Raw genomic sequence first — 21,115 nt, forward strand, 5'->3', positions numbered from 1 at the left:
CCGCCGTCAGGGCGGGGGCCTTCTTTTTACGTTGGGCGGCGAACTTCACGGATTTCGCCCAATGTTGTATAATCATTGCCTGCTAAACGAGCAATCGGTTGGAGTTTTTCAGGTAAAATGTACTGATGTTCTTCATCGAAAACGGCTGAATCAAAATAGAAATCGGTAATTTCTACAATGAATAAATCCGTAATAATTTGACCTTCATGGTTAGCAATAGGTACATATTGATGTAAGCGAGCTTCCATCCGAATCGGCGCGGCTTTGATTGCTGGAACAGCAACAGTCTGGCTGGCAATGGTTTCAATACCAAATGTGTCAATTTCACTGATCTCTGCTGCTAAAGACGCCGAAGTCTGATTCATTTGAGTAAGAACGTCTTCGTTAACGAAATGGATGACAAGTTCTTTAGTAGCCAAGATGTTTCGTGCCGTATCTTTAGGCTCTTCGTCTGGTCGTAAAATGGACAACGTTGCTAAAGGAATTTCAGCTGCCGCCGCATTAAAGAAACTAAAGGGAGCAGCGTTGACGACACCTGTAGCTGTATCTTGTGTTGTAACCCAAGCGATTGGCCGAGGAATAATACTTCCTGATAAAAATTTATACGCTGTTTTTGCAGATAACTCGTTACTATTGTAATGAATCATAGGAGCCTCCTAGAAAAAATACTAATTTCTTTGAACATTCGCATCTGAAGTATCGAAAGGACGCACAAATTCTTCAATCCCTGCCCGTTTTGGTTCTAAAAATGGCGGTAATGATAATTTTTCGCCAGCGTGTTCATAGGTTTCATCCTCTAAAAATCCAGGACCATCGGTTGCCAGTTCAAATAAAACATGTGTTGCTGCCAAGAAATATTCAGATTTAAAGTAAAAACGTTCCACAAAGCCAGAATTAGGAAATTCCAAACGATTAATTTTTTCAATCCAGAAACGTAGTGCTTCCTCATCGGCAACGCGCAAGGCTAAGTGATGGACATTGCCGTAGCCTTCTTGAGCCGCTGGCAAATCTTCCCGATGCTCTACGATGATGCTGGCACCATTCCCACCTTCGCCAACTTCAAATAAATGAAAACTACCTTCAGCATCAATCAATTTGAACCCTAAAACTTCAGTTAAAACTAGTTGCAGATGTTCGTAATTTTCGACAGTTACAAAGGCTGGTCCTAAGCCGATTAAAGCATGTTCACTAGGGACGTTAGATTTTTTCCAAGGCGTGCCGGCTGCAACACCTTGGTTCTTTTCATCAGAAATAAGTTGGTAACGTTGATTGTCAAAGTCTTCAAATTCTAAATACTTTTTACCAAAACGTTCTTGAATTTCTCCATGATCAATTGCATATTCATTAAAGCGTGATACCCAGTAATCCAAAGCAGCATCATCTTTTACACGGAAGGAAGTACGAGAAATTGTATTGGTTCCTTTGGTTCCTTTAGGTAAGCCTGGGAAGTCAAAGAAAGTCATATCTGTTCCGGGAGAGCCGGCATCATCAGCAAAAAATAAATGATATGTTTCAATATCGTCTTGGTTGACAGTCTTCTTAATTAAACGTAGACCTAAAATATCGGTGAAAAAGTGATAAATTTTTTCGGCACTTGAAGTCATGGCAGTGACGTGGTGTAAACCTAAAATTTGTGTATTCATAATAAAAATCCTCCTAAAAGAAAAATAATTTTTTGATTAATTAACTTACTAAAAGTAAGTTTAAATGATTAGTCCTAAAAATGCAAAAGAAATGTCTCGAATTCGAACTATTATTTTTTAGTTGATTTTTTAAAAAAATAAGAATATAATAGCCTGAGATATTTTAATACATAAACTTTCGTAAACATCGCCGGATGCTTGCGACTAAAGTGTTAATGAACAGTTCTTAGGCCATAGCTGAACTGTTTGTTGGCACTTTTTTTGTTTGGAAGGGAAGGGAAACAAGATGAGTAAAGCTTGGTTAAAAGTTATTTTTGGCGCTTTTTGTGAAGTGATTTGGGTCATTGGCATGAAGCATAGCACAACATGGTGGGAGATTTTAGGGACAGTAATCGCAATCTTTATCAGTTTCTATGCGCTGATTAAAGCAGGAGAAGAATTGCCAGTCGGTACAGCCTATGCTGTATTTGTTGGCTTAGGTAGTGCTGGAACTATTGTGACAGATCATTTTTTATTCCACACACCATTGGGCATAGGAAAAGTTCTTTTTCTGTTGCTGTTATTAATAGGTGTAATTGGCTTAAAAATGGTAACTGGAAATAAAGAGGAGGAAACAAGATGAGTTGGTTATACTTAGTTATTGCAGGCTGTTTTGAAATTTTTGGCGTAGGTTCAATTAAACTATTTACAACAAAAAAAGACTTACGTTCATTGTTAATTTTAATTCTAGCGTTTAGTGGTAGTTTCTTATTCTTATATTTAGGGATGAGACAATTACCGATGGGCGTTTCTTATGCGGTTTGGACAGGAATTGGTACAGCAGGAGGCGCTATTTTAGGAATGCTCTTAGGTGAATCAAAAGACCTACGACGGATATTTTTTATTTTTTTAATCATTGTTTCTGTGATTGGTTTAAAATTAATTGGTTAGAAGGCGAGAGAACATTGTTTGGATTATTGAAAGACAGGTGAGTAAAATTTAAAAAGAGACAGAACCAAGTGCGGTGTTCTGTCTCAAAATAGCTTTTATTTTACAAGGTTACTATAACGTGTCGCAAATTCATTGTTGTAGGACTTGCCGTTGACATCTTGACCAACGTCCCAATTTGCAGACCAAGTCATTAAGCCACGGATAGGATTACCGTCTTTTGCTAACTGATCAAAAGTTTTGGCTACAGGGGTAGCCTCAACGACATAGCCGCTACCAGCAGCATCCCGATTTGCTGGTAAACCAAGGACTAATTTATCGTTTGGTATCTGTAGATAGCCGCGCGTGCCATGGATTAATGAATCAGACATATAATAGAGGAACTCGTATTTTAGAGCATCGTTGCTTTGAGCAACCCAAGTCATAATTTCATCAACCCAGACACCGTCGCCGCCTTGGTTATATAATTGTGGGGCAATGTAATCATAATAACCATTTAGGGAAGTAATGTATGTTTCATAAGCGGCACCAGGTTTTAAATAAGGGAATTCTGGTGCCATCGTAATGATGAAATTTTTTCCTTGTGCTCGATAATGGTCTTTGACTATTTTCAACGTAGCAGGGATGACGGTTTGGTTGTCGTCAGCAGTAATCGCCAATTGCTCTAAGTCGATGTCTAAACCATCAAAGCCGTATGTTTCCACTTGACGAATGATTTCATTCGCAAAGGCTTGTTCATCGCCTTTGACTAATTGAATATGTGCATCTGCTCCACCAAGTGCCAATAAAACTGCGCGACCTTGACTATTTAATTGTGCGACTTCTTGTCGGAAGGCAGTGTCCGTTTGGTTATAAGGCTTGAACGTAGGAATCCGTGTCGTGCCATCGCTTTTCATGAAGGAAACCGGTACGACATTGTAGGCTTGATTTACTTCTGAAAGGTTTAGTGATGCTGATGTTCCTTGTTTGTAACCATCGCGTCCTTTTGAGGCCCAGTTATGCCAATATCCAACCAACACTTTTTTGCCAGAGATATCTACCATCGTATCCGCAGCATCTGCAGAAGCTTGAGTAGGCGTTAACCACAAGCCAACTGCAACGGTTGAAAGAAGGAGAAAAGCAGGAATTATTTTTTTTAGCTTCATTTTTTGAGAACTCCTTTAATTTAGTTTAAGATGTGAGTATTTTTACTGAATGTTCACATCAATCGCTTGGTAAAAGGCGTTCACCGTATCACCAATGCCCCAGACAGCGTAAATGACATGATAACCTTTGCGGTCTGTCGGAATATTAATTGTTTGTTTAACAACTTTATTAGGAACTTCTTGTTTGCCGTCGATTGAAGCAATTTTGTCGAAGTTTTTAATGTCTAATGGTTGATTGGGATTCCAGCCATTTTTAGTAATATAGTAATCCCAAGAAGCAGTTCTATGTTGGGCAGTTAAGTTCCAAGTGATGTCAAGGGGACCTGTTGTAATGTTTGTTTTGTGCCAACGAGTAGCTGTTTGTTCATCCAAAGGTTCAAAACCTGAGACACCTGCACTGGCTAATTTACCAGTAATAAACGTATTTTTGGGCGCTTCGATACTTTGAGGTTCCCATTGTGCACGACCAACATTTGTATTTAAGTTACCACCAGCAGAACTACCAAAGAAAGCACGACTTCCAGGACTTGCTACGTAACCATGAGCCTCCGAAACAGTAGGGGCCAATGCAGCGCCACCTAAAACAAAACTAAAAGCCAGGACGATTGTTAATAAACTCTTTTTCACGAAAAAAACCTCCTAAAAAATTATTTTGTATGCGCTTACAGATAGGAATATAACATAATAATCTTTCGGATACAAATAATAAGAAATGTTATTTTTAAAAATAAAACAATATTTTTTAAGTAATATTAAGAATGTTTTTAAATAATATAAATAATAGTGTTTTTCAAAGTTTTGTTAATTTTTCATTCGGAATCGCAATTGAAGAAATCACGTGGTATACTTTTAAGAAGAAACAATGACACGAAAGTAGCCATTGGAAAAAGGAGATTATTTCGTGGGAAAAAAACATACATCCTCTTATGAAGTTGCCTACTATGACGGCGATTTTACTGGTGCAATGAAGATACCGGCTTTGTTAGCGGTTGTCATTAAAGTATCAGAAGAACAAACAGAATTACTAGGAAGAGATGCGGCTTATGTCGCTCAATTTGGTCTAGGCTGGGTCATCACCAATTATGAAATAGAGATTCACCGCTTACCAAAAGTTGGTGAAAAAGTAGCAATTACAACGCAAGCTATGAGTTATAACAAATATTTTTGTTATCGTAACTTTTGGGTTCATGATGAAGAAGGCAATGAATGTGTCTTTGTGAAATCAACCTTTGTCTTAATGGATCAAAAAAATCGGAAAATCAGTAGTGTGTTACCAGAAATTATTGCACCTTTTGATTCTGAAAAAATCACTAAAATTTATCGCCATGAAAAAATTGAAAAGGTCACAGAGGGGAACTTTTTACCTTATCGTGTGCGTTTTTTTGATATTGATGGCAATCAACATGTTAATAATGCGATTTACTTTAATTGGTTATTGGATGTGTTAGGTTATGACTTTTTAACAACGCATCAACCGAAAAAAATTCTTGTGAAATTTGACAAAGAAGTAGAATATGGCCAAGAAGTCGAAAGTCATTACGAAATTGTCGAACAAGAAAATCAGTTGAAAACGCGCCATGAGATTCGGATTGATGGTCAAACCTATTGTGAAGCGAATATCGATTGGACCAATTAAGTTAAGATGACGGTTTAGAAAATAAAAAGTTACGCAGAGGAGGAAGGACATGATTCGCTTAGGATTAACATCTTTTAGTGAACACGACTATTTAACTGGAAAAAAACGGGCCACGCTTTATGAATATGCCAGTCATTTACCGCTAGTTGAAATGGACACGGCGTATTACGGGATTCCTCCCAAAGAACGGGTAGCTGAATGGGTCAAAGCAGTTCCCGAAAACTTTCGCTTTGTCATGAAAGTTTATAGTGGAATCAGTTGTCAAGGTGAGTGGCAGACCTATTATGCAAGTGAAGAAGAAATGATTACCGCCTTTTTAGAAAGTATGGCCCCATTAATTGAAAGTAAAAAATTATTTGCCTTTCTGGTACAATTTTCAGGAACATTTGGTTGTACGAAAGAAAATGTCGCTTACTTGCAAAAAATTCGTCACTGGTTTAAAGACCTACCCATCGCCATTGAATTACGAAATAATTCATGGTATCAACCAAACTTTGTAAAACAAATGTTGCAATTTATGAAAGAAAATCAATTTTCACTTGTGATTGTAGATGAACCGCAGATTCCTACGAATCCAGTGCCCTTTTATCCTTATGTAACTAATCCTAATCTCGTGCTCTTCCGGTTTCACGGACGTAATGCGGCTGGCTGGTTAGCCAATGATGCAGAGTGGCGAAAAAAAAGAACCCTTTATCATTATAATACGCAGGAAATCGCTGATTTAAGCGAAGCTGTTTTAAAAATGTCGCAAGAAGCTAAAGAAGTGGGCGTAATTTTTAATAATAATTCTGGCGGCGATGCCGCAGAAAACGCTCTACAGATGCAAAAAGTCTTGAATTTGAGTTACGATGATTTGAATCCAAAACAATTAGATTTATTTTGAGAAAGAAGGTAGCTGAATGTCTGAAAAGCAATCCCCTTATGAAATGGCTTGTGCATTCCACGAGGTTTTTAATCCACAACAACCAGAGCAACCAACTGCTTTTTCGCCAGAGCTAGCCAGTCGACGAGCAGAGTTTAAAGTCGAAGAACTTGTAGAATTTTTATATAGTGCTGCTGATAATGACCAAGTGCTTTTTCAACAATTGGTCAACGGATTAAAAAAATCTGTCGATAAAGCAGAGCAGAAAGTCTTGGCGAAAGGCAAACCAGTATCTGATCCTTTAGTGGAGGAAGTGGATGCACTAGTTGATTTATTGTATTTTACTTATGGTTCGTTTTGCTTAATGGGCGTCAATCCAACAAAAATTATTGAAATCGTTCATCAAGCCAATATGGGGAAATTATTTCCAGATGGGCAGCCACATTATGATCCAGAAACAAATAAAGTATTGAAACCTGAAAATTGGGAACAAGATTTTGCGCCAGAAGCTAAAATTAAAGCGGAAATTCAACGCCAATTGAAAATTACTGAAACCAATGAAAAAGACGAATGAGAAAACTCATTCGTCTTTTTCATTAATCATGGAAGAACGTCCGATATAAGGCTTTGATGGCTTTTTCCTCTTGTTCTTTTTTGATACCAAACATAATACTTACTTCCGAAGATCCTTGGTTAATCATTTCTAAGTTGATTTTTTCTTTGGCTAACGCCATTGTACTTTCAGCAGTAACCCCAATTCGTTGGCGCATGCCTTCCCCGACAATCATAATCATAGAAAGATGATGCGTGATGCGTAACTCATCAGGCGCTAAAACTTCTTGGAGTTGAGCCATCAGTCGATTTTCAATTTCAGTTGTTAACTGGTCTTCTCTTAAAACAATCGTGATGTCATCAATTCCTGAGGGCATATGCTCATAGCTCAAGGCTAATTTTTCTAGTACTTCTAAGAGCCGTCGCCCAAAACCTAATTCTCTATTCATTAAATACTTACTAATGTAAATACTTGCGAACCCTTGATCACTAGCAATTCCTACAACAGGAGCATGCTTCACTTTGCGAGAGGTGGTAATTAGGGTGCCAGGATGATGTGGGTTGTTGGTATTTTTGATAACGACTGGAATATTTGCGCGATAGGCAGGCATTAAGGCTTCGTCGTGGAGGACGGCAAAGCCTGCATAAGCTAACTCCCGCATTTCTCTGTAGGTCAATTCTTGAATCGTTTGAGGCTGTTCAATAATTCCAGGATGGGCGACATAAATTCCGTCCACATCGGTAAAGTTTTCATACAAATCTGCTTGAACACCTGCGGCAACAATGGACCCTGTGATATCGGAACCGCCACGAGAAAAAGTACAAATTTCGCCGGCTTCTGTATAACCAAAGAAACCTGGAATAACCAAGATTTGTTGAGTCTCACGATAGACACTAATTTTCTCTAAAGCTTTTGGTAAAATGCGGGCATTGCCTGGCTCAGGTGTCACTAGGAGACCTAATTCTTTTGGACTAATGTAGCGAGCATCTAAGCCATTTTGCTTGAAAAAACTGGCAACAACTTTGGCATTATTGTCCTCGCCGCTAGCTAAAAAATAGTCAAATAAAAAAGCATTGTTTTCTTTTGGTAAAGTGGCTAATTGGCGAATCGAAATAGCAATATCAGCTAAAACTGCTTTATCCAAGTGTAATTCATCAAAAAGATCTTCATAACGACGAATGATGGCAGAGATTGTCGATTCAATTTCCTCATTATTTAAGTAGCGCTGATAGTATTGAATCAATAAATCAGTCACTTTAATATCTTGCGGGGTTCGCTTTCCAGGAGCGGATACAACGACAAACGTTCGGCGCGGCTCTTCCTTGACGATTTGTAAGACTTTCTGTAACTGTGGTGCTGATGCTAGCGAGCTACCGCCGAATTTAACTACGTTCACGTTTATCACTCCTGTTTTTAATTATTTTCTCATTTGTAGATTAGTAAAAGGATACCGAAAAACATTTAGAAAAGCAACCACTTATTTTCAGAAAGTTAGGAAATCATGAAAATATTTGTTCTTCATTTTTCCTTAAAATTTTGTTAAACTGTAAAGATATGAGTCGTAACGAAGGAGTTAAATAGTATGACAGAATCCAAAACTGCCATTATTTTTGATATGGACGGTGTCCTAGTAGATAGCGAAGCTTATTATTATGAGCGACGTAAAGCATTTTTAGCGGAATTTGATTTGACCATTGAGGGCCTAACCTTGCCAGAATTAGTCGGTGCGGATATGCGTTCATTATGGCAAAAGATTGAACAAGTCAACAAAAAAGAGCTAGATATTGCTTTTTTAAATGAACAATACATAGCCTATAAAAAAGCGCATCCGATAGATTATTTAGCTGTGCTTGATGAAAATGCGAAACGTGTTTTACAATTTTTAAAAAGACAAGGCTATAAAATCGGATTAGCTTCTTCTTCCACAAAAGACGCAATTGAAGAGGTTTTGACAGTGGGGCAATTAAGTAGTTATTTTGATGCGGTCGTGAGTGGGGAAGATTTCGAAGAAAGTAAACCGGCGCCGGATATTTATCTGCACACGTTACAAGAATTAGCTGTTGCGCCACAGGAATGTATAGCCATTGAAGATTCAGAAAAAGGCATTGCCTCTGCCAAAGAAGCTGGGCTAGAAGTTTGGGCTATGCGCGATGAACACTTTGGGATGGATCAAAGTCAAGCGGATGCCTTCTTAACACAACTAAGTGATATTTGTAAAAAAATTAGTGAAAATCGGATCGATGAAAGCAGTGAATCAACCCCTTCGTAAGAAGATCGCGGGTTTTCTTAAAAAAGTTTGTTATAACTAGTGAATGAATATACAGTTTGTGCTATAATTTTCTATAGGTATTTCTGCAAGAATGCCCTTTTTCAAGGGTCAGGAACAATAGATAACCGTGTGAAGAGAACAAACAACCTTTCTTTTATTATAGAAAAATTATCGGAGGAGCCAAAATGAAGAATAATTGGATTATCATTTTAGTACTAGTAATCGTTATTATTGCTGCGGTGCTATACTTAATTGGTTATTTTATGCGCAAAAAAAATCAAGAACAATTAGATGAATTAGAAGTTCGTAAAGAAGCCCTGTTTGACTTGCCAGTCTTTGAAGAAATCGATGACATTAAAAAAATGCATCTAGTTGGACAGAGTCAAAATAGTTTCCGTGAATGGAATCAACGTTGGGTAGAACTATCGACGCGTTCTTTCGCCGAACTAGAGAGTCAAATTTATGAAGTCGAAAATCAAAATGAAATTTTCCGTTTCATGAAAGCGAAGAAAGCAGTCGTGGAAGCGAATGAAACGATGACCGAAATGGAAGCCGAAGTGGAAGTCATTCGTAATGGCTTGAAAGAATTACGTGAAAGTGAAGAGCGAAATTCATTAGAAGTTCAAAAAGCTTTGGATGTCTATGAAGAATTAAGTAAATCACTAAAAGATGATAAAGCTAGCTTTGGTCCAGCTTACTCCGAAATCCAAAAACAATTAAGAAACGTCGAAATTGAATTCACACAATTTGTCACACTAAATACATCGGGGGACCCAATCGAGGCTCGAGAAGTCCTAGAAGATGCGGAACGTCATACGTATGAATTGGAAGACTTAATGAAACGGATTCCACCAATGTATGAAGAATTAAATGAAACTTTCCCAGATCAATTAAAAGAAATCGAAGAAGGCTACAACCAATTATTAGCTGACGATTATGTGTTCCCTGAACAAAACTTTGCTGAAGAAATTCAACATGCGAAAAAACGTGTCGAGAATTCAATGGCTGATTTAGAAAAAACAGAGATTGCCGCAGTAGAGGTTGCGAACCGCGACACAGCAACGGCGATTGATGCATTATATGAAGTGATGGAACGTGAAATTGAAGCGAAGAAATATGTCGTGACCAATCAAAAAATTATTGATGATTATATTTCTCATTCCTTAAAAAATAACCGTCAATTAATGATTGAATTGGACCATGTATCACAAAGCTATACCTTAAACAACAACGAGCTAGGACGTAGTCGTGGCTTCCAAACGGAAATTGAAGAAATTATTCGCCGTCAAAAAGACTTGGAACCTCGAATGAAAGAACATACCGTTCCTTATTCTGAAATTCAAGCGTTCTATAAAGAATGCTATAAGATTTTAGATGATATTGAAAATCAACAATTAGAAATCGATGCTTCATTGAAAGAACTAAGAAAAGGCGAAAAAGTCGCCCAAGAAAAAGTCGACGAATACGAATTCCGTTTACGGAGTATCAAACGGTATGTTGAAAAGCAACGATTACCAGGTTTGTCTGCTGATTACTTAGAATTTTTCTATGTGGCAACGGATCGAATTGAAGATTTAAGCCGAGCCTTAAATAAAATGCGCATTAACATGGATGAAATCAATCGTTTGTGTGACTTATGCGAAGATGATTTAGAGTTATTAGATAAGAAAACAAAAGATTTAGTCAATGCAGCAGCTCTGACAGAACAAATGATGCAATATGCAAACCGTTATCGTCATACTCACGAGAACATCCGAACGGCTTTAGATAAAAGCATGTATTTATTCTCGACAGAATTCCGTTATCAAGATGCATTAGATGAAATTGGAACGGCATTGGAAGCTGTTGAGCCAGGGGCGTTCAAACGAATCGAAGATTTTTATTTTAAAAATATCAATAACCCTAATTTAACAGCAATTTAATTAAACAATCACTAAACAGAGGTTTGTCGACAGACAAGCCTCTGTTTTTTATGGCGTGGGGGTGACTTGAAGTGATACTTTAGAAAGTATATAATGGGAAAGAATTTTAAAAAAGAAGGGTGACAAATGATTTATTTTGATAATAGTGCAACTACACCGATTTACCCCCAGGCTTTAGATACATATGTAAAAACCAGTCAGCGGATTATTGGCAATCCGTCTAGCCTACATGACTTAGGCAGCCAAGCAAATCGGCTCTTACAACAAGCACGGAAGCAGATTGCAGAGCTAATCAATGTTTCAGCAAATGAAATCTATTTTACAAGTGGCGGAACTGAAGGAGATAATTGGGTTTTAAAAGGAACGGCAATCGAAAAACGAGAATTTGGTAATCATATTATTATTTCTGCAGTGGAACATCCAGCAGTTACAGAAACAGCGGAACAATTAGTCGAACTAGGTTTTGAACTTTCTTATGCGCCAGTGGATAAAGAAGGTCGTGTGAAAGTCGAGGAACTACAGAAATTAATTAGAAAAGAAACGATTTTGGTTTCTGTTATGGCAGTGAACAATGAAGTGGGAACGATTCAACCAATTAAAGAAATCAGCGAGGTTTTAGCAGAGTTTCCTAAAATTCATTTTCATGTAGACGCGGTTCAAGCAATTGGGAAAGTTAATTACTCAGAGTGGTTAACGGATCGGGTGGATTTTGCAACGTTTTCTGCACATAAATTTCATGGACCACGAGGCATTGGTTTTATGTATTGGAAACAAGGAAAACGTTTAGCGCCGCTTTTAACAGGAGGCGGGCAAGAAAACAACCAACGCAGTGGGACAGAAAACGTACCAGCAATTGTGGCAATGGCCAAAGCGTTGCGTTTGCATTTAGAGAACGAACAACAACGGCCGCAACATGTGGCGACATTACGGAGTTATTTATTAAAGGCGCTAGAAGAATTTCAAAATGTGACTGTTTTTTCACAAGATAATGAACATTTTGCGCCACACATTTTATGTTTTGCTTTGAAAGGGATTCGTGGCGAAGTGCTGGTCCATGCATTGGAAGAAAAACAGATTTATATTTCGACCACGAGTGCTTGTTCTAGCCGAAAAAAAATGGCTAGCAGCACCTTGTATGCCATGCATGTGCCAGGGGAATTAGCGACTTCCGCTGTGCGCATTAGTTTAGATGAAAGCAATACAATGGCAGAAATTGAACAGTTTATGATTGTTTTCAACCAACTTTATCAAAAATTTTCTCGTGTAAATTAATAAAAAAATAAGTCGGAGCCTAGAAATAGGCTCCGACTTATTTTTGCTCTCTTTATCGATTGAAGCGGTAGCCACTTCCCCAGAGTGTTTCAATTGGAGAGTCAGAAAGATTGGCTTTTTTTAATTTTTCCCGAATCCGTTTAATGTGAACAACGACAGTCGAAACCTCAGTATCTAAGGCATCAAACCCCCAGACACTTTCAAAAAGTTCTTCTTTATTCCACACACGGTTAGGATGTTCCATCAAGAAAACCAGCAATTTGTATTCTTTGCTTGTAAAAATAACTTCATTTTCTAAAACAAACACTTTGTGGGCGGCAGTGTCGACAGCGATTTCATTGATTTTTAGTAATTGTGGTGGTTGTTCTGCTTTGCTTAACAATTGATAACGGTTCATATGGGCTTTTGCTCGAGCGACTAATTCATTGGGACTAAACGGCTTGATTATATAATCATCCGCACCTAAGCCAAGCCCACGAATTTTATCAATATCTTCTTTTTTAGCCGAAACAATCATGATCGGCGTTTGCTTTTTTTTTCGAATTGCACGACAGATTTCAAAACCATCCATAGTTGGCAGCATCACATCTAAAATAATTAAATCAAAGGGCTCATTTAAAGCTGCTTCCAATCCTTTTTTTCCATCATGTTCAATTGTGACAGTCATATCGTTAATTTCTAAATAATCTTTTTGCAAATCAGCAATGCTTGGATCATCTTCAATAATTAATACATGTGGTTTCATTTTTCATCCTCCAACAACGGCAGCGTAATTATCACGTTGGTGCCGTCTCCTTTTTTACTTGTGACAGTGATTGTTCCCTGATGATAGTCAATAATTTGTTTGACAATACTTAATCCCAAGCCGCTTCCTTTAACTGTTGGGGTTCGAGATTTGTCTACACGATAGAAGCGTTCGAATAAATAAGGTAATTCTTTTTTATCGATACCAATGCCGTTATCTGTAATGGTTAAAACTAAGTCTGTTTGATTATGCGTTAAAGAAATCGTAAAGGCTAGTTGTTCTTTAGTGGGATCCGCAAATTTAATGCTATTTTGAATTAGATTGGTAATCACGCGATTCATCTGCGTGGGATCCATTTGAACGTATAAAGCTTCGGTGGGAAGTACAGAAGTGATTACGAGTTCTTGTTCCAAACGGTATTCTTCAAGAATATGTGCAATAAAACGAGTGAAATTGGTCTTTTCCATTGTAAAGACAGCACGGTCTAGGTCTAATTTAGAATACAAAAATAATTCTTCAATTAAATCATTGAGGCCTAAACTTTTTTCATGAATGACCGTTAAATAGCGCTGTTTTTTTTCTTCAGTATTGGCAACGCCATCCATCAAACCTTCAACGTAACCAATAATAGAAGTAATTGGTGTTTTTAAGTCATGAGAAATATTTGCAATTAATTCTTTCCGATTAGCTTCATATTTTTCGCGTTCCGCATTGGCTTCTTCTAAATCTTGCCACATTTGTTCAAAACTAAGTTGGAGCTGTTTGACTTCTGTTGAGACGGTTTGGTGGCTAGTTGGCGTAAATGGATTTTCTTTTTGGGCATCCTTACCCAATGTTTTAGTCGCTTTTTCTAATGCTTCTAATGGCTCGATAGTGGTTTTGGTTAAGCGCTTATTAATGAGCCAAGCTGCCGCAATTGCTACAAGGATAATTAACAAAATCATCCAGATAATCCAGCGTGTGAAGAATTCAAAAAGGCTGCTTTCGCGTTTCAAGACAATAAAGCTCCCGTTAGAACCATCTAAATAATGAAAATCGGATTTGACATAATGATATAGACGCCCTGCATTATCCAGTGTGCCAGTTGGCATAATATTATTCATTTCGTAGTTTGGAATATGTACAGACAAAGATTTTTCTACTAAATTATCCGAATAATAAGGAAACCGTGCATTCTTTCGAATAATCACACTTAATCCTTTTGCTTCAATTGTTTGAATCGTTTCCTTTAATTCTTTACTCAAAGGTGTATCTAGTAATTTCGGTGATTTTTTTAGCAGTTGATCTAAGGCCAAATAACTTTCTTCTTCGTTAGCGGTCAATGGTCGTTGCTTATTCATCATTCGGTAAGCTTGGGGCAAACTGGGGACAGTTCCTAATGTGATGTAAGAAGCTAAGGATAAAACAGCTAAAACAGAGGCTAAAGTAATAATGATGGCACTAATATAAGAAATAAAAAAGCGGCGTTTAATGGTCAAAAGCGTCCCTCCTAGTGGTTTTAATCTATTTCTTACTTATAGTGTATTACAAGTGAACAAAAAAAAGCTAGTATTGTTATTAACTTTTTTTCATTTGTTTATAATTTGTTCATTTTTCGGCAAGTAGGAGTTTATAAGGCTTTGCTATTCTAAATATATCAAAAAGAAAAAAGGGGATTACCAACCATGAAAAAGAAAAAAGTTTTTAGTGCGCTTACCTTATTAACCTTTAGTACGTTGTTGATTGCAGGCTGTGCTGGCGGAGCCAACTCTGCAACAGATAAATCAAGTGCAGCTAGCTCAAGCACTGCAGTCTCTAGTTCAGCAGAAGCAGCTAAAGAGCAATCAAAAGGACAAGAATTAACAGAAATTTTATCCAGTACTGATTGGCAAGGCACAAAAGTTTACGACAAAAATAATAATAATTTAACAGCAGAAAATGCTAATTTTATTGGTTTAGCAAAATATGATGGTGAAACAGGTTTTTATGAATTTTTCGACAAAGAAACAGGTGAAACCCGTGGCGATGAAGGCACATTCTTTGTGACAGACGATGGCGAAAAGCGTATCTTAATTTCGGATACACAAAACTATCAAGCGGTGGTCGATTTAACGGAAGTGACGAAAGATAAATTTACCTATAAGCGAATGGGTAAAGATAAAGACGGGAAAGATGTAGAAGTCTTTGTAGAACATATCCCTTATTCTGACGAGAAATTAACCTTTACGAACGGCCGTAAAGATTTAGAAACAGAAACTGGCAAGATTGTTACCAATGAACCTGGGGATGACATTTTAGGGGCCACATTATGGAATGGCACGAAAGTTTTAGATGAAGACGGTAACGATGTTACTGAAGCAAATAAAATGTTTATTAGTTTAGCGAAATTTGATAATAAAACAAGTAAATATGAATTCTTTGATTTAGAAACGGGTAAAACACGTGGAGATTTTGGTTACTTCCAAGTAATTGATAATAACAAAATCCGTGCTCACGTTTCAATTGGTGACAATAAATATGGAGCTGCATTAGAATTAACAGAATTAAATGATAAACGTTTTACGTATACACGAATGGGTAAAGACAACAATGGCAAAGAAATTAAAGTCTTTGTAGAACATGAACCATATGAAGGAGACTTTACGCCAGACTTCACGTTCTAATTAGTCAATCACGAGTGGATGAAGCGGTCAAAAGGAAGTAAAGGATTCTTTTGACCGCTTCATTTTTAACAAAAAAATAGTTTATAGTTGTTTTTAATCGTTTATAAATTGTTCATTTTTCTGACAGTGGTAGTTTAGAATCGTTTGTTAAGATAGGTTTATCAAAGAAAAGGAGCGATGCTTTATGAAAAAGAAAGTATTAAGTTCGATTACTTTAGTAACATTAAGTACGTTACTTATAGCAGGTTATGCAAGTCCAGCATTTGCAGATCATGCAGCCAATCCAAATAGTGCTACAGCAAATTTAGGCAAACATCAAAACAATGGCCAAACAAGAGGCGACAAGGCGACTAAGATTTTATCTGGCACGGACTGGCAAGGAACCCGTGTTTATGATGCTGCTGGTAATGATTTAACGGCAGAAAATGCTAATTTTATTGGTTTAGCAAAATATGATGGTGAAACCGGTTTTTACGAGTTTTTCGACAAAAATACTGGGGAAACCCGTGGTGACGAAGGAACATTTTTTGTGACAGGTGATGGCACAAAACGAATTTTAATTTCGCGGACACAAAATTATCAAGCCGTAGTGGATTTAACCGAAGTGAGTAAAGACAAATTTACTTACAAGCGTTTAGGGAAAGATAAACTGGGGAATGATGTTGAAGTTTACGTGGAACACATCCCTTATCATGGGAAAAAATTAGCTTTTACAAATGGACGTGAAGCATTAACCAATCAAACTGGCAAAATTGTGACAAATAAATCAGGGGATAAAATTTTAGGAACAACCTTGTGGAATGGCACAAAAGTCGTAGATAAAAACGGTAATGATGTGACAGCGGCCAATCAAAATTTCATTAGTTTAGCGAAATTTGATCCAAACACAAGTAAATATGAATTTTTCAATTTACAAACAGGTGAAACCCGCGGCGACTTTGGGTACTTCCAAGTGGTGGACAATAACAAGATTCGGGCCCATGTATCTATTGGTACGAATCGTTACGGCGCGGCGCTAGAATTAACGGAACTAAACAATGATCGATTTACGTATACTCGAATGGGTAAAGATAATGCTGGTAATGATATTCAAGTGTTCGTGGAACATGAACCTTACCAAGGCACATATCATCCAGCCTTTACTTTCTAAAAGTCTCTTGTCTTCTCTCTTATTTAACAAAAGAACGTCCCCCAACGTTCTTTTGTTTTCTCTTCCTCTATAAATAAATTGTTATTAGTTATAATTAAATATTATTATAATGATTATTATTTAATAATTTGTTCATATTATGGACAGGTGGAGTTAATAACTACTTGCTATCCTTAAATTATCAAAAGGAAAGGGAGTAGTCGTTTATGAAGAAAAAAATCGTTGGTACAATTACGTTGTTGGCTTTAAGTGCGTTATTAGTTGGTGGAGCAGGAGGGGCTTTGACGGCAGAAGCATACGTTCCTCAAAGCGTAGACAATCCCAATAATTTAGGGGATTTACCTGAGTATTTACGTTCAGTTGGTATTAGACAAGATGAAGGATTATCAGAAAAAGATTGGGCTGGAACACGCGTTTATGATCGAAATGGGAATGACTTAACAGATGAAAATCAAAACCTATTACATGCAATCAAATTTGATGCAACCACTAGTTTCTATGAATTTTTTGATAAAGAGACTGGAGAATCAACAGGAGATGAAGGAACCTTCTTTATGACCGCTGGTATTACAGATGTTTCCCGTCTTGTAATTATTTCTGAAACCAAAAATTATCAAGGTGTATACCCACTTAGAACTTTATACCAAGATACTTTTACGTATAGACAGATGGGGAAAGATAAAAACGGAAATGATATTGAAGTTTTCGTAGAAAACAAAGCAACCTCAGGACCAGTTTATGGTCGTCCGCAGCCATACCCCAATAATCGTCCCAGAACACTAGAATTCACGAATGGACGCCGTGCCATGACAGAACAAACAGGCCAGATTGATGTAAATCGACAAGGGGATGAAATTATTGGTAAAACTTCCTTTGATGGGACACCGCAACTTCTTTGGAATGGCACAAAAGTAGTGGATAAAGATGGCAATGACGTAACTTCGGCCAACCAAAACTTTATCAGCTTAGCGAAATTTGACCAAGATAGCAGCAAATATGAATTTTTCAATTTACAAACTGGTGAAACTCGTGGCGACTATGGCTACTTTAAAGTAGGAAATCAAAATAAATTCCGTGCCCATGTTTCCATTGGAACCAATCGCTATGGCGCTGTCTTAGAGTTAACAGAATTGAATGATAATCGTTTTACGTACACACGAATGGGTAAAGATAACGAAGGAAACGATATCCAAGTCTATGTGGAACATGAACCATACCAAGGAACTTTTAATCCTGAATTTACCTTTTAAGAACAAAACATACGAATGGAAACCAAAAAAAGTTTCGACTTCTTTTGGTTTCTCTCTTTTTAAAATAGAAAAACAGAGAAAGCGTTTTAATCGACAAATAAAAAAAGATTCGTTAGATTAGAACCACTGGAGAAAAATCTCATATTTCTCTCGAGGAAAGGAAGTTGAGCACAATGAACAAAAAAATTTTAATGGGGCTATTAAGTGTCGTGACCATTCCATTACTTGCTGCGTGTCAAGGAGGAGAAACACCTTCCGCAGCGTCAAAAAATAGTCAAACGGTGACTACTCAAAGTAGTGCAAAAACTGAAAGCACCAGTACAACCCGTTCGGTAGCTCAAACAACATCAAAAGAGGAAGTGAAAGAACCGATGAAGACCTATGAAGTGGGTGCGCTTTTAGAAGCAGCCAATCAACGAGATACGAAGAAGGTCAAGGAAATTTTACAAGATACTACTTATCAAGTGGATGAAGTCGACACAGAAGGCAACACACCGCTCAATATCGCTGTTCACAATAATGACATTGAGATTGCAAAAGCGTTGATTGATCGGGGTGCCGATATTAATCTGCAAAACAGCATTAGTGATAGTCCCTATCTTTATGCGGGAGCGCAAGGACGTACGGAGATTTTAGCGTATATGTTAAAACATGCGACCCCAGATTTAAATAAGCATAACCGTTACGGTGGCAATGCGTTAATTCCGGCAGCTGAAAAAGGACATATTGACAATGTGAAGCTCTTGTTAGAAGATGGACGAGAAGACATAGATTTCCAAAATGACTTTGGCTATACAGCATTGATTGAGGCAGTGGGGTTACGTGAAGGGAACCAACTTTACCAAGATATTGTAAAATTGTTAATGGAAAATGGTGCGGATCAATCCATTAAAGACAATTCTGGTCGAACAGCAATGGACTATGCCAATCAAAAAGGTTATACGGAAATTAGTAAAATTTTAGCACAGTACAACTAAGTATTGTGTCCTTTCGGGAAGGAATAAATACAGGTAGGAGTGAAGGAAAGCATGAATTATTGGTTAAAAAATGTTCGAATTGAAACAGGGTATCAAAAAGAAGGTGACTGGTTATCTGGGACAGTAACCAAAGAAGTGGCAATTGAAATAACAGATGGAGTATTTACGAAAATCATCCCCAATGAAGAATTGGTAGAAGAACCTGGGTTGACAATTATTGATGGTCACCATCAATTGATTTTACCAGGTTTGATTGAAAAACATTGTCACTTTGATAAAAGTAAACTAGGTGTTCCGTGGTATCCGGTGACGCCAGCGAAGTCAATTGTGGAACGTGTCGAAGCAGAAATCCCTTATTTAGATAGTTTAGAACTTTCTTTAACAGAACGCGCCAACCATTTAATTGACTTAGAATTACCACATGGCGCGACAGCCTTCAGAACACATGTCGACGTGGAACCGATGACAGACTTACGTTATTTTGATGAAGTCCAAGCGTTGGCCCAAACGAAACCATTTGCGGTAGAAATTGTCGTCTTTCCACAGCACGGCTTACTGCGTTCAGATTCCGTTGAATTAGTTGATCAAGCATTGGCAAAAGGCGCCGATTTTATTGGTGGCGTGGATCCTTATTCACTAGATGGTGATTACAAAAAATCATTGGCTGAAACATTCCGCTTAGCAGATAAACATGGTGTCGGTGTGGATATTCATTTACATGACCGTCACGAAGCTGGGACAACAACGATTAAAGAAATTATCCGTTTAACGAAAGAATATGGCCTACAAGACAAAGTATTTATCAGCCATGCCTTCGGGTTAAATGATTTCATTGGTGAAGAACGTGCCGAAGTTTATGATGCTTTAGCAGCAGAAAAAATTCATATTAATTCCAGCGTGCCAATCACACCTAATACGATTCCGCCAATTATGGAATTGTTACGTCATGGAGTCAATGTCCATCTTGGTTGTGACAATATCTACGATTGCTGGTCTCCCTATGGTGATGGTTCATTACAAGAAAAATTGGCTCGTTTAGGTGAACTTTTTAACGTGAAAGATCAAGATGCTTTAACCCAATTATTAGGCTTAGTGACAGATGGTGTCACAACTTTAGACGAACAAGGGCAAGTAAATTGGCCGCAAGTTGGTGCTGAAGCAACTTACTTACTCACTGAAGCAGAATGTGCGGCGGCTTTTGTCGCTCGTCAGACACCGGTGGAAATCAGTGTGGTAAAAGGAACCACACTTTATCAAAAATAACAAAAAGAAGCGAGATTTCTCGCTTCTTTTTTTGTTATTAAATTTATTTGGATTAGACGCTTAATTTTACAATTGAAAACGACATCCATCTTATATTTCATTGATGAAATTAGTGAGAAGAAGTATGATTTAATTTAGCTCTGATTACTTTTGATACATCGTTTTTCAACTGATCAAAATCTGATCTATAAGTAGCAATAAAAACCAATAAATCAACGCCTTCTTGCGTATCTAATTGGAAATCATAACCGTTTAATTGTAAAAATAAGTCGGTTGCCATTACAGCTGTCCGTTTATTTGCATTGTAAAAACAATGCTTTGTTGCAATGTTAATCATTAAAATAGCTGCTTTTTCTTCAATTGTTGGGTACAGGTCAACGTCAAAGACGAATTGTGCTGGTTGGTTGCTAGCCATTTCTAATGCATTACGATCTTTGATGCCAATTTGTTCTGCGGGAGAATACGTTTGGATCAAGAAAGTATTCATTTGAAATAGATCATCCGCTGATAAATAATAAATACTTTTCATTTAGTAACCAATTCTTTGTACAGCTCATTATGTTTTTGTTTTGAGTTCTCCATCATTTGTTGTAATTTTTTTTGATGTTCTGACATATTTTTTTTAACAATAATATCTTTTAATTTTTCTTCGTCTACATAAACGGTGTCTGTCGCAGTCGCACCAATGCTTTCTAGAAACTCTTTTGACAATGTCATAACAACAGAATTCCCAACTTTTCTAAGTTTTCTTTCTTTGATTTCCACTAGTAACCCACCTTTCGTATATATTGTATATACAGTATATCATGGATCATAAAAAAGTTTCTATCACAAGTCTAATACTTTAATAAAATTTCTT

22 protein-coding genes are annotated in these 21,115 nt (G+C 37.3%); 13 read left to right on the top strand and 9 right to left on the bottom strand.

Going from position 1 to position 21,115, the window contains the following annotated elements:
* Positions 1–26: 26 nt before the first annotated feature.
* Positions 27–647: a flavin reductase family protein gene (locus IGL32_RS01325; RefSeq protein WP_002379044.1), complete on the bottom strand. Its 621-nt coding sequence runs from the start codon at positions 645–647 to the stop codon at positions 27–29.
* A 21-nt stretch (positions 648–668) separates the two neighbouring features.
* A complete protein-coding gene (locus IGL32_RS01330) occupies positions 669–1,643 on the bottom strand; it encodes a ring-cleaving dioxygenase (protein WP_002355221.1) in 975 nt (324 codons plus the stop codon).
* Between the two features lie 265 nt (positions 1,644–1,908).
* Between IGL32_RS01330 and IGL32_RS01335 the strand changes: the two genes are divergently transcribed.
* Together IGL32_RS01335 and IGL32_RS01340 are read left to right on the top strand one after the other, a co-directional pair.
* Positions 1,909–2,265 carry a DMT family transporter gene (locus tag IGL32_RS01335; RefSeq protein ID WP_002397559.1) on the top strand — a complete coding sequence of 119 codons (357 nt, stop codon included), beginning with the start codon at positions 1,909–1,911 and terminating at the stop codon, positions 2,263–2,265.
* Positions 2,262–2,573 (top strand): DMT family transporter, encoded by a 312-nt coding sequence (locus IGL32_RS01340; RefSeq protein WP_002355223.1) that lies wholly within the window; start codon positions 2,262–2,264, stop codon positions 2,571–2,573. The genes IGL32_RS01335 and IGL32_RS01340 overlap by 4 nt, the downstream gene beginning before the upstream one ends.
* 95 nt (positions 2,574–2,668) lie before the next feature.
* Here IGL32_RS01340 and IGL32_RS01345 read toward each other — a convergent pair whose 3' ends face one another.
* Positions 2,669–3,715 (bottom strand): glycosyl hydrolase family 18 protein, encoded by a 1,047-nt coding sequence (locus IGL32_RS01345; RefSeq protein WP_430600072.1) that lies wholly within the window; start codon positions 3,713–3,715, stop codon positions 2,669–2,671.
* A 42-nt stretch (positions 3,716–3,757) separates the two neighbouring features.
* Entirely contained in the window at positions 3,758–4,342 is a 585-nt protein-coding gene (locus IGL32_RS01350) for a lytic polysaccharide monooxygenase (RefSeq protein ID WP_002355225.1), read from the bottom strand.
* Positions 4,343–4,616: 274 nt separating this feature from the next.
* Between IGL32_RS01350 and IGL32_RS01355 the strand changes: the two genes are divergently transcribed.
* From IGL32_RS01355 to IGL32_RS01365, 3 genes are read left to right on the top strand one after another with little or no spacing between them, the layout of a single operon-like run.
* Positions 4,617–5,351 (top strand): acyl-ACP thioesterase domain-containing protein, encoded by a 735-nt coding sequence (locus IGL32_RS01355; RefSeq protein WP_002355227.1) that lies wholly within the window; start codon positions 4,617–4,619, stop codon positions 5,349–5,351.
* Between the two features lie 49 nt (positions 5,352–5,400).
* On the top strand, positions 5,401–6,234 hold the full coding sequence (locus IGL32_RS01360) for a DUF72 domain-containing protein (protein WP_002358361.1): 834 nt from the start codon (positions 5,401–5,403) through the stop codon (positions 6,232–6,234).
* 16 nt (positions 6,235–6,250) lie between these two features.
* Positions 6,251–6,787 (top strand): haloacid dehalogenase, encoded by a 537-nt coding sequence (locus IGL32_RS01365; RefSeq protein ID WP_002355230.1) that lies wholly within the window; start codon positions 6,251–6,253, stop codon positions 6,785–6,787.
* A 22-nt stretch (positions 6,788–6,809) separates the two neighbouring features.
* Here IGL32_RS01365 and IGL32_RS01370 read toward each other — a convergent pair whose 3' ends face one another.
* Complete coding sequence (locus tag IGL32_RS01370) at positions 6,810–8,162, bottom strand: aspartate kinase (protein WP_002391510.1); 1,353 nt, start codon at positions 8,160–8,162, stop codon at positions 6,810–6,812.
* Between the two features lie 186 nt (positions 8,163–8,348).
* On the opposite strand from IGL32_RS01370, the gene IGL32_RS01375 reads away from it, so the two are divergent.
* The 3 genes from IGL32_RS01375 (at position 8,349) to IGL32_RS01385 (ending at position 12,229) form a co-directional block, all read left to right on the top strand.
* The gene (locus IGL32_RS01375) at positions 8,349–9,035 is read left to right on the top strand and encodes an HAD family hydrolase (RefSeq protein WP_002355232.1); all 687 of its coding nucleotides are present in this window, start codon (positions 8,349–8,351) and stop codon (positions 9,033–9,035) included.
* Positions 9,036–9,220: 185 nt separating this feature from the next.
* Positions 9,221–10,957, top strand: a complete 1,737-nt coding sequence (gene ezrA, locus IGL32_RS01380) for a septation ring formation regulator EzrA (protein ID WP_002375789.1) — start codon at positions 9,221–9,223, stop codon at positions 10,955–10,957.
* A 126-nt stretch (positions 10,958–11,083) separates the two neighbouring features.
* The gene (locus IGL32_RS01385) at positions 11,084–12,229 is read left to right on the top strand and encodes a cysteine desulfurase family protein (protein WP_002358363.1); all 1,146 of its coding nucleotides are present in this window, start codon (positions 11,084–11,086) and stop codon (positions 12,227–12,229) included.
* 52 nt (positions 12,230–12,281) lie between these two features.
* On the opposite strand, the gene IGL32_RS01390 is transcribed toward IGL32_RS01385, so the two are convergent.
* Together IGL32_RS01390 and IGL32_RS01395 are read right to left on the bottom strand one after the other, a co-directional pair.
* Positions 12,282–12,974, bottom strand: coding sequence for a response regulator transcription factor (locus tag IGL32_RS01390; protein WP_002355236.1), 693 nt, complete (start codon positions 12,972–12,974; stop codon positions 12,282–12,284).
* Positions 12,971–14,314, bottom strand: coding sequence for a sensor histidine kinase (locus IGL32_RS01395; RefSeq protein WP_002385380.1), 1,344 nt, complete (start codon positions 14,312–14,314; stop codon positions 12,971–12,973). Before IGL32_RS01395 ends, IGL32_RS01390 begins: the two co-directional genes overlap by 4 nt.
* Before the next feature lie 324 nt (positions 14,315–14,638).
* Here IGL32_RS01395 and IGL32_RS01400 point away from each other — a divergent pair, with 324 nt between their 5' ends.
* From IGL32_RS01400 to IGL32_RS01420, 5 genes are all read left to right on the top strand, one after another.
* A complete protein-coding gene (locus IGL32_RS01400; protein ID WP_002379047.1) occupies positions 14,639–15,616 on the top strand; it encodes a DUF4822 domain-containing protein in 978 nt (325 codons plus the stop codon).
* 184 nt (positions 15,617–15,800) lie between these two features.
* Positions 15,801–16,766, top strand: coding sequence for a DUF4822 domain-containing protein (locus IGL32_RS01405; protein ID WP_002387659.1), 966 nt, complete (start codon positions 15,801–15,803; stop codon positions 16,764–16,766).
* Positions 16,767–16,972: 206 nt separating this feature from the next.
* Positions 16,973–18,016 carry a DUF4822 domain-containing protein gene (locus tag IGL32_RS01410; RefSeq protein WP_002387660.1) on the top strand — a complete coding sequence of 348 codons (1,044 nt, stop codon included), beginning with the start codon at positions 16,973–16,975 and terminating at the stop codon, positions 18,014–18,016.
* A gap of 173 nt (positions 18,017–18,189) precedes the next feature.
* Positions 18,190–18,993, top strand: coding sequence for an ankyrin repeat domain-containing protein (locus tag IGL32_RS01415; RefSeq protein ID WP_002379049.1), 804 nt, complete (start codon positions 18,190–18,192; stop codon positions 18,991–18,993).
* A gap of 51 nt (positions 18,994–19,044) precedes the next feature.
* Positions 19,045–20,256 (top strand): amidohydrolase family protein, encoded by a 1,212-nt coding sequence (locus IGL32_RS01420; protein ID WP_002405271.1) that lies wholly within the window; start codon positions 19,045–19,047, stop codon positions 20,254–20,256.
* A gap of 109 nt (positions 20,257–20,365) precedes the next feature.
* Here the strand turns inward: IGL32_RS01420 and IGL32_RS01425 are convergent, their stop codons facing one another.
* Complete coding sequence (locus tag IGL32_RS01425) at positions 20,366–20,785, bottom strand: type II toxin-antitoxin system death-on-curing family toxin (RefSeq protein ID WP_002355245.1); 420 nt, start codon at positions 20,783–20,785, stop codon at positions 20,366–20,368.
* Positions 20,782–21,021: an AbrB/MazE/SpoVT family DNA-binding domain-containing protein gene (locus IGL32_RS01430; RefSeq protein ID WP_002358371.1), complete on the bottom strand. Its 240-nt coding sequence runs from the start codon at positions 21,019–21,021 to the stop codon at positions 20,782–20,784. The genes IGL32_RS01425 and IGL32_RS01430 overlap by 4 nt, the downstream gene beginning before the upstream one ends.
* Between the last annotated feature and the right edge of the window lie 94 nt (positions 21,022–21,115).

This window comes from Enterococcus sp. AZ035 (assembly GCF_050548325.1).
Lineage (GTDB): Bacteria > Bacillota > Bacilli > Lactobacillales > Enterococcaceae > Enterococcus > Enterococcus faecalis.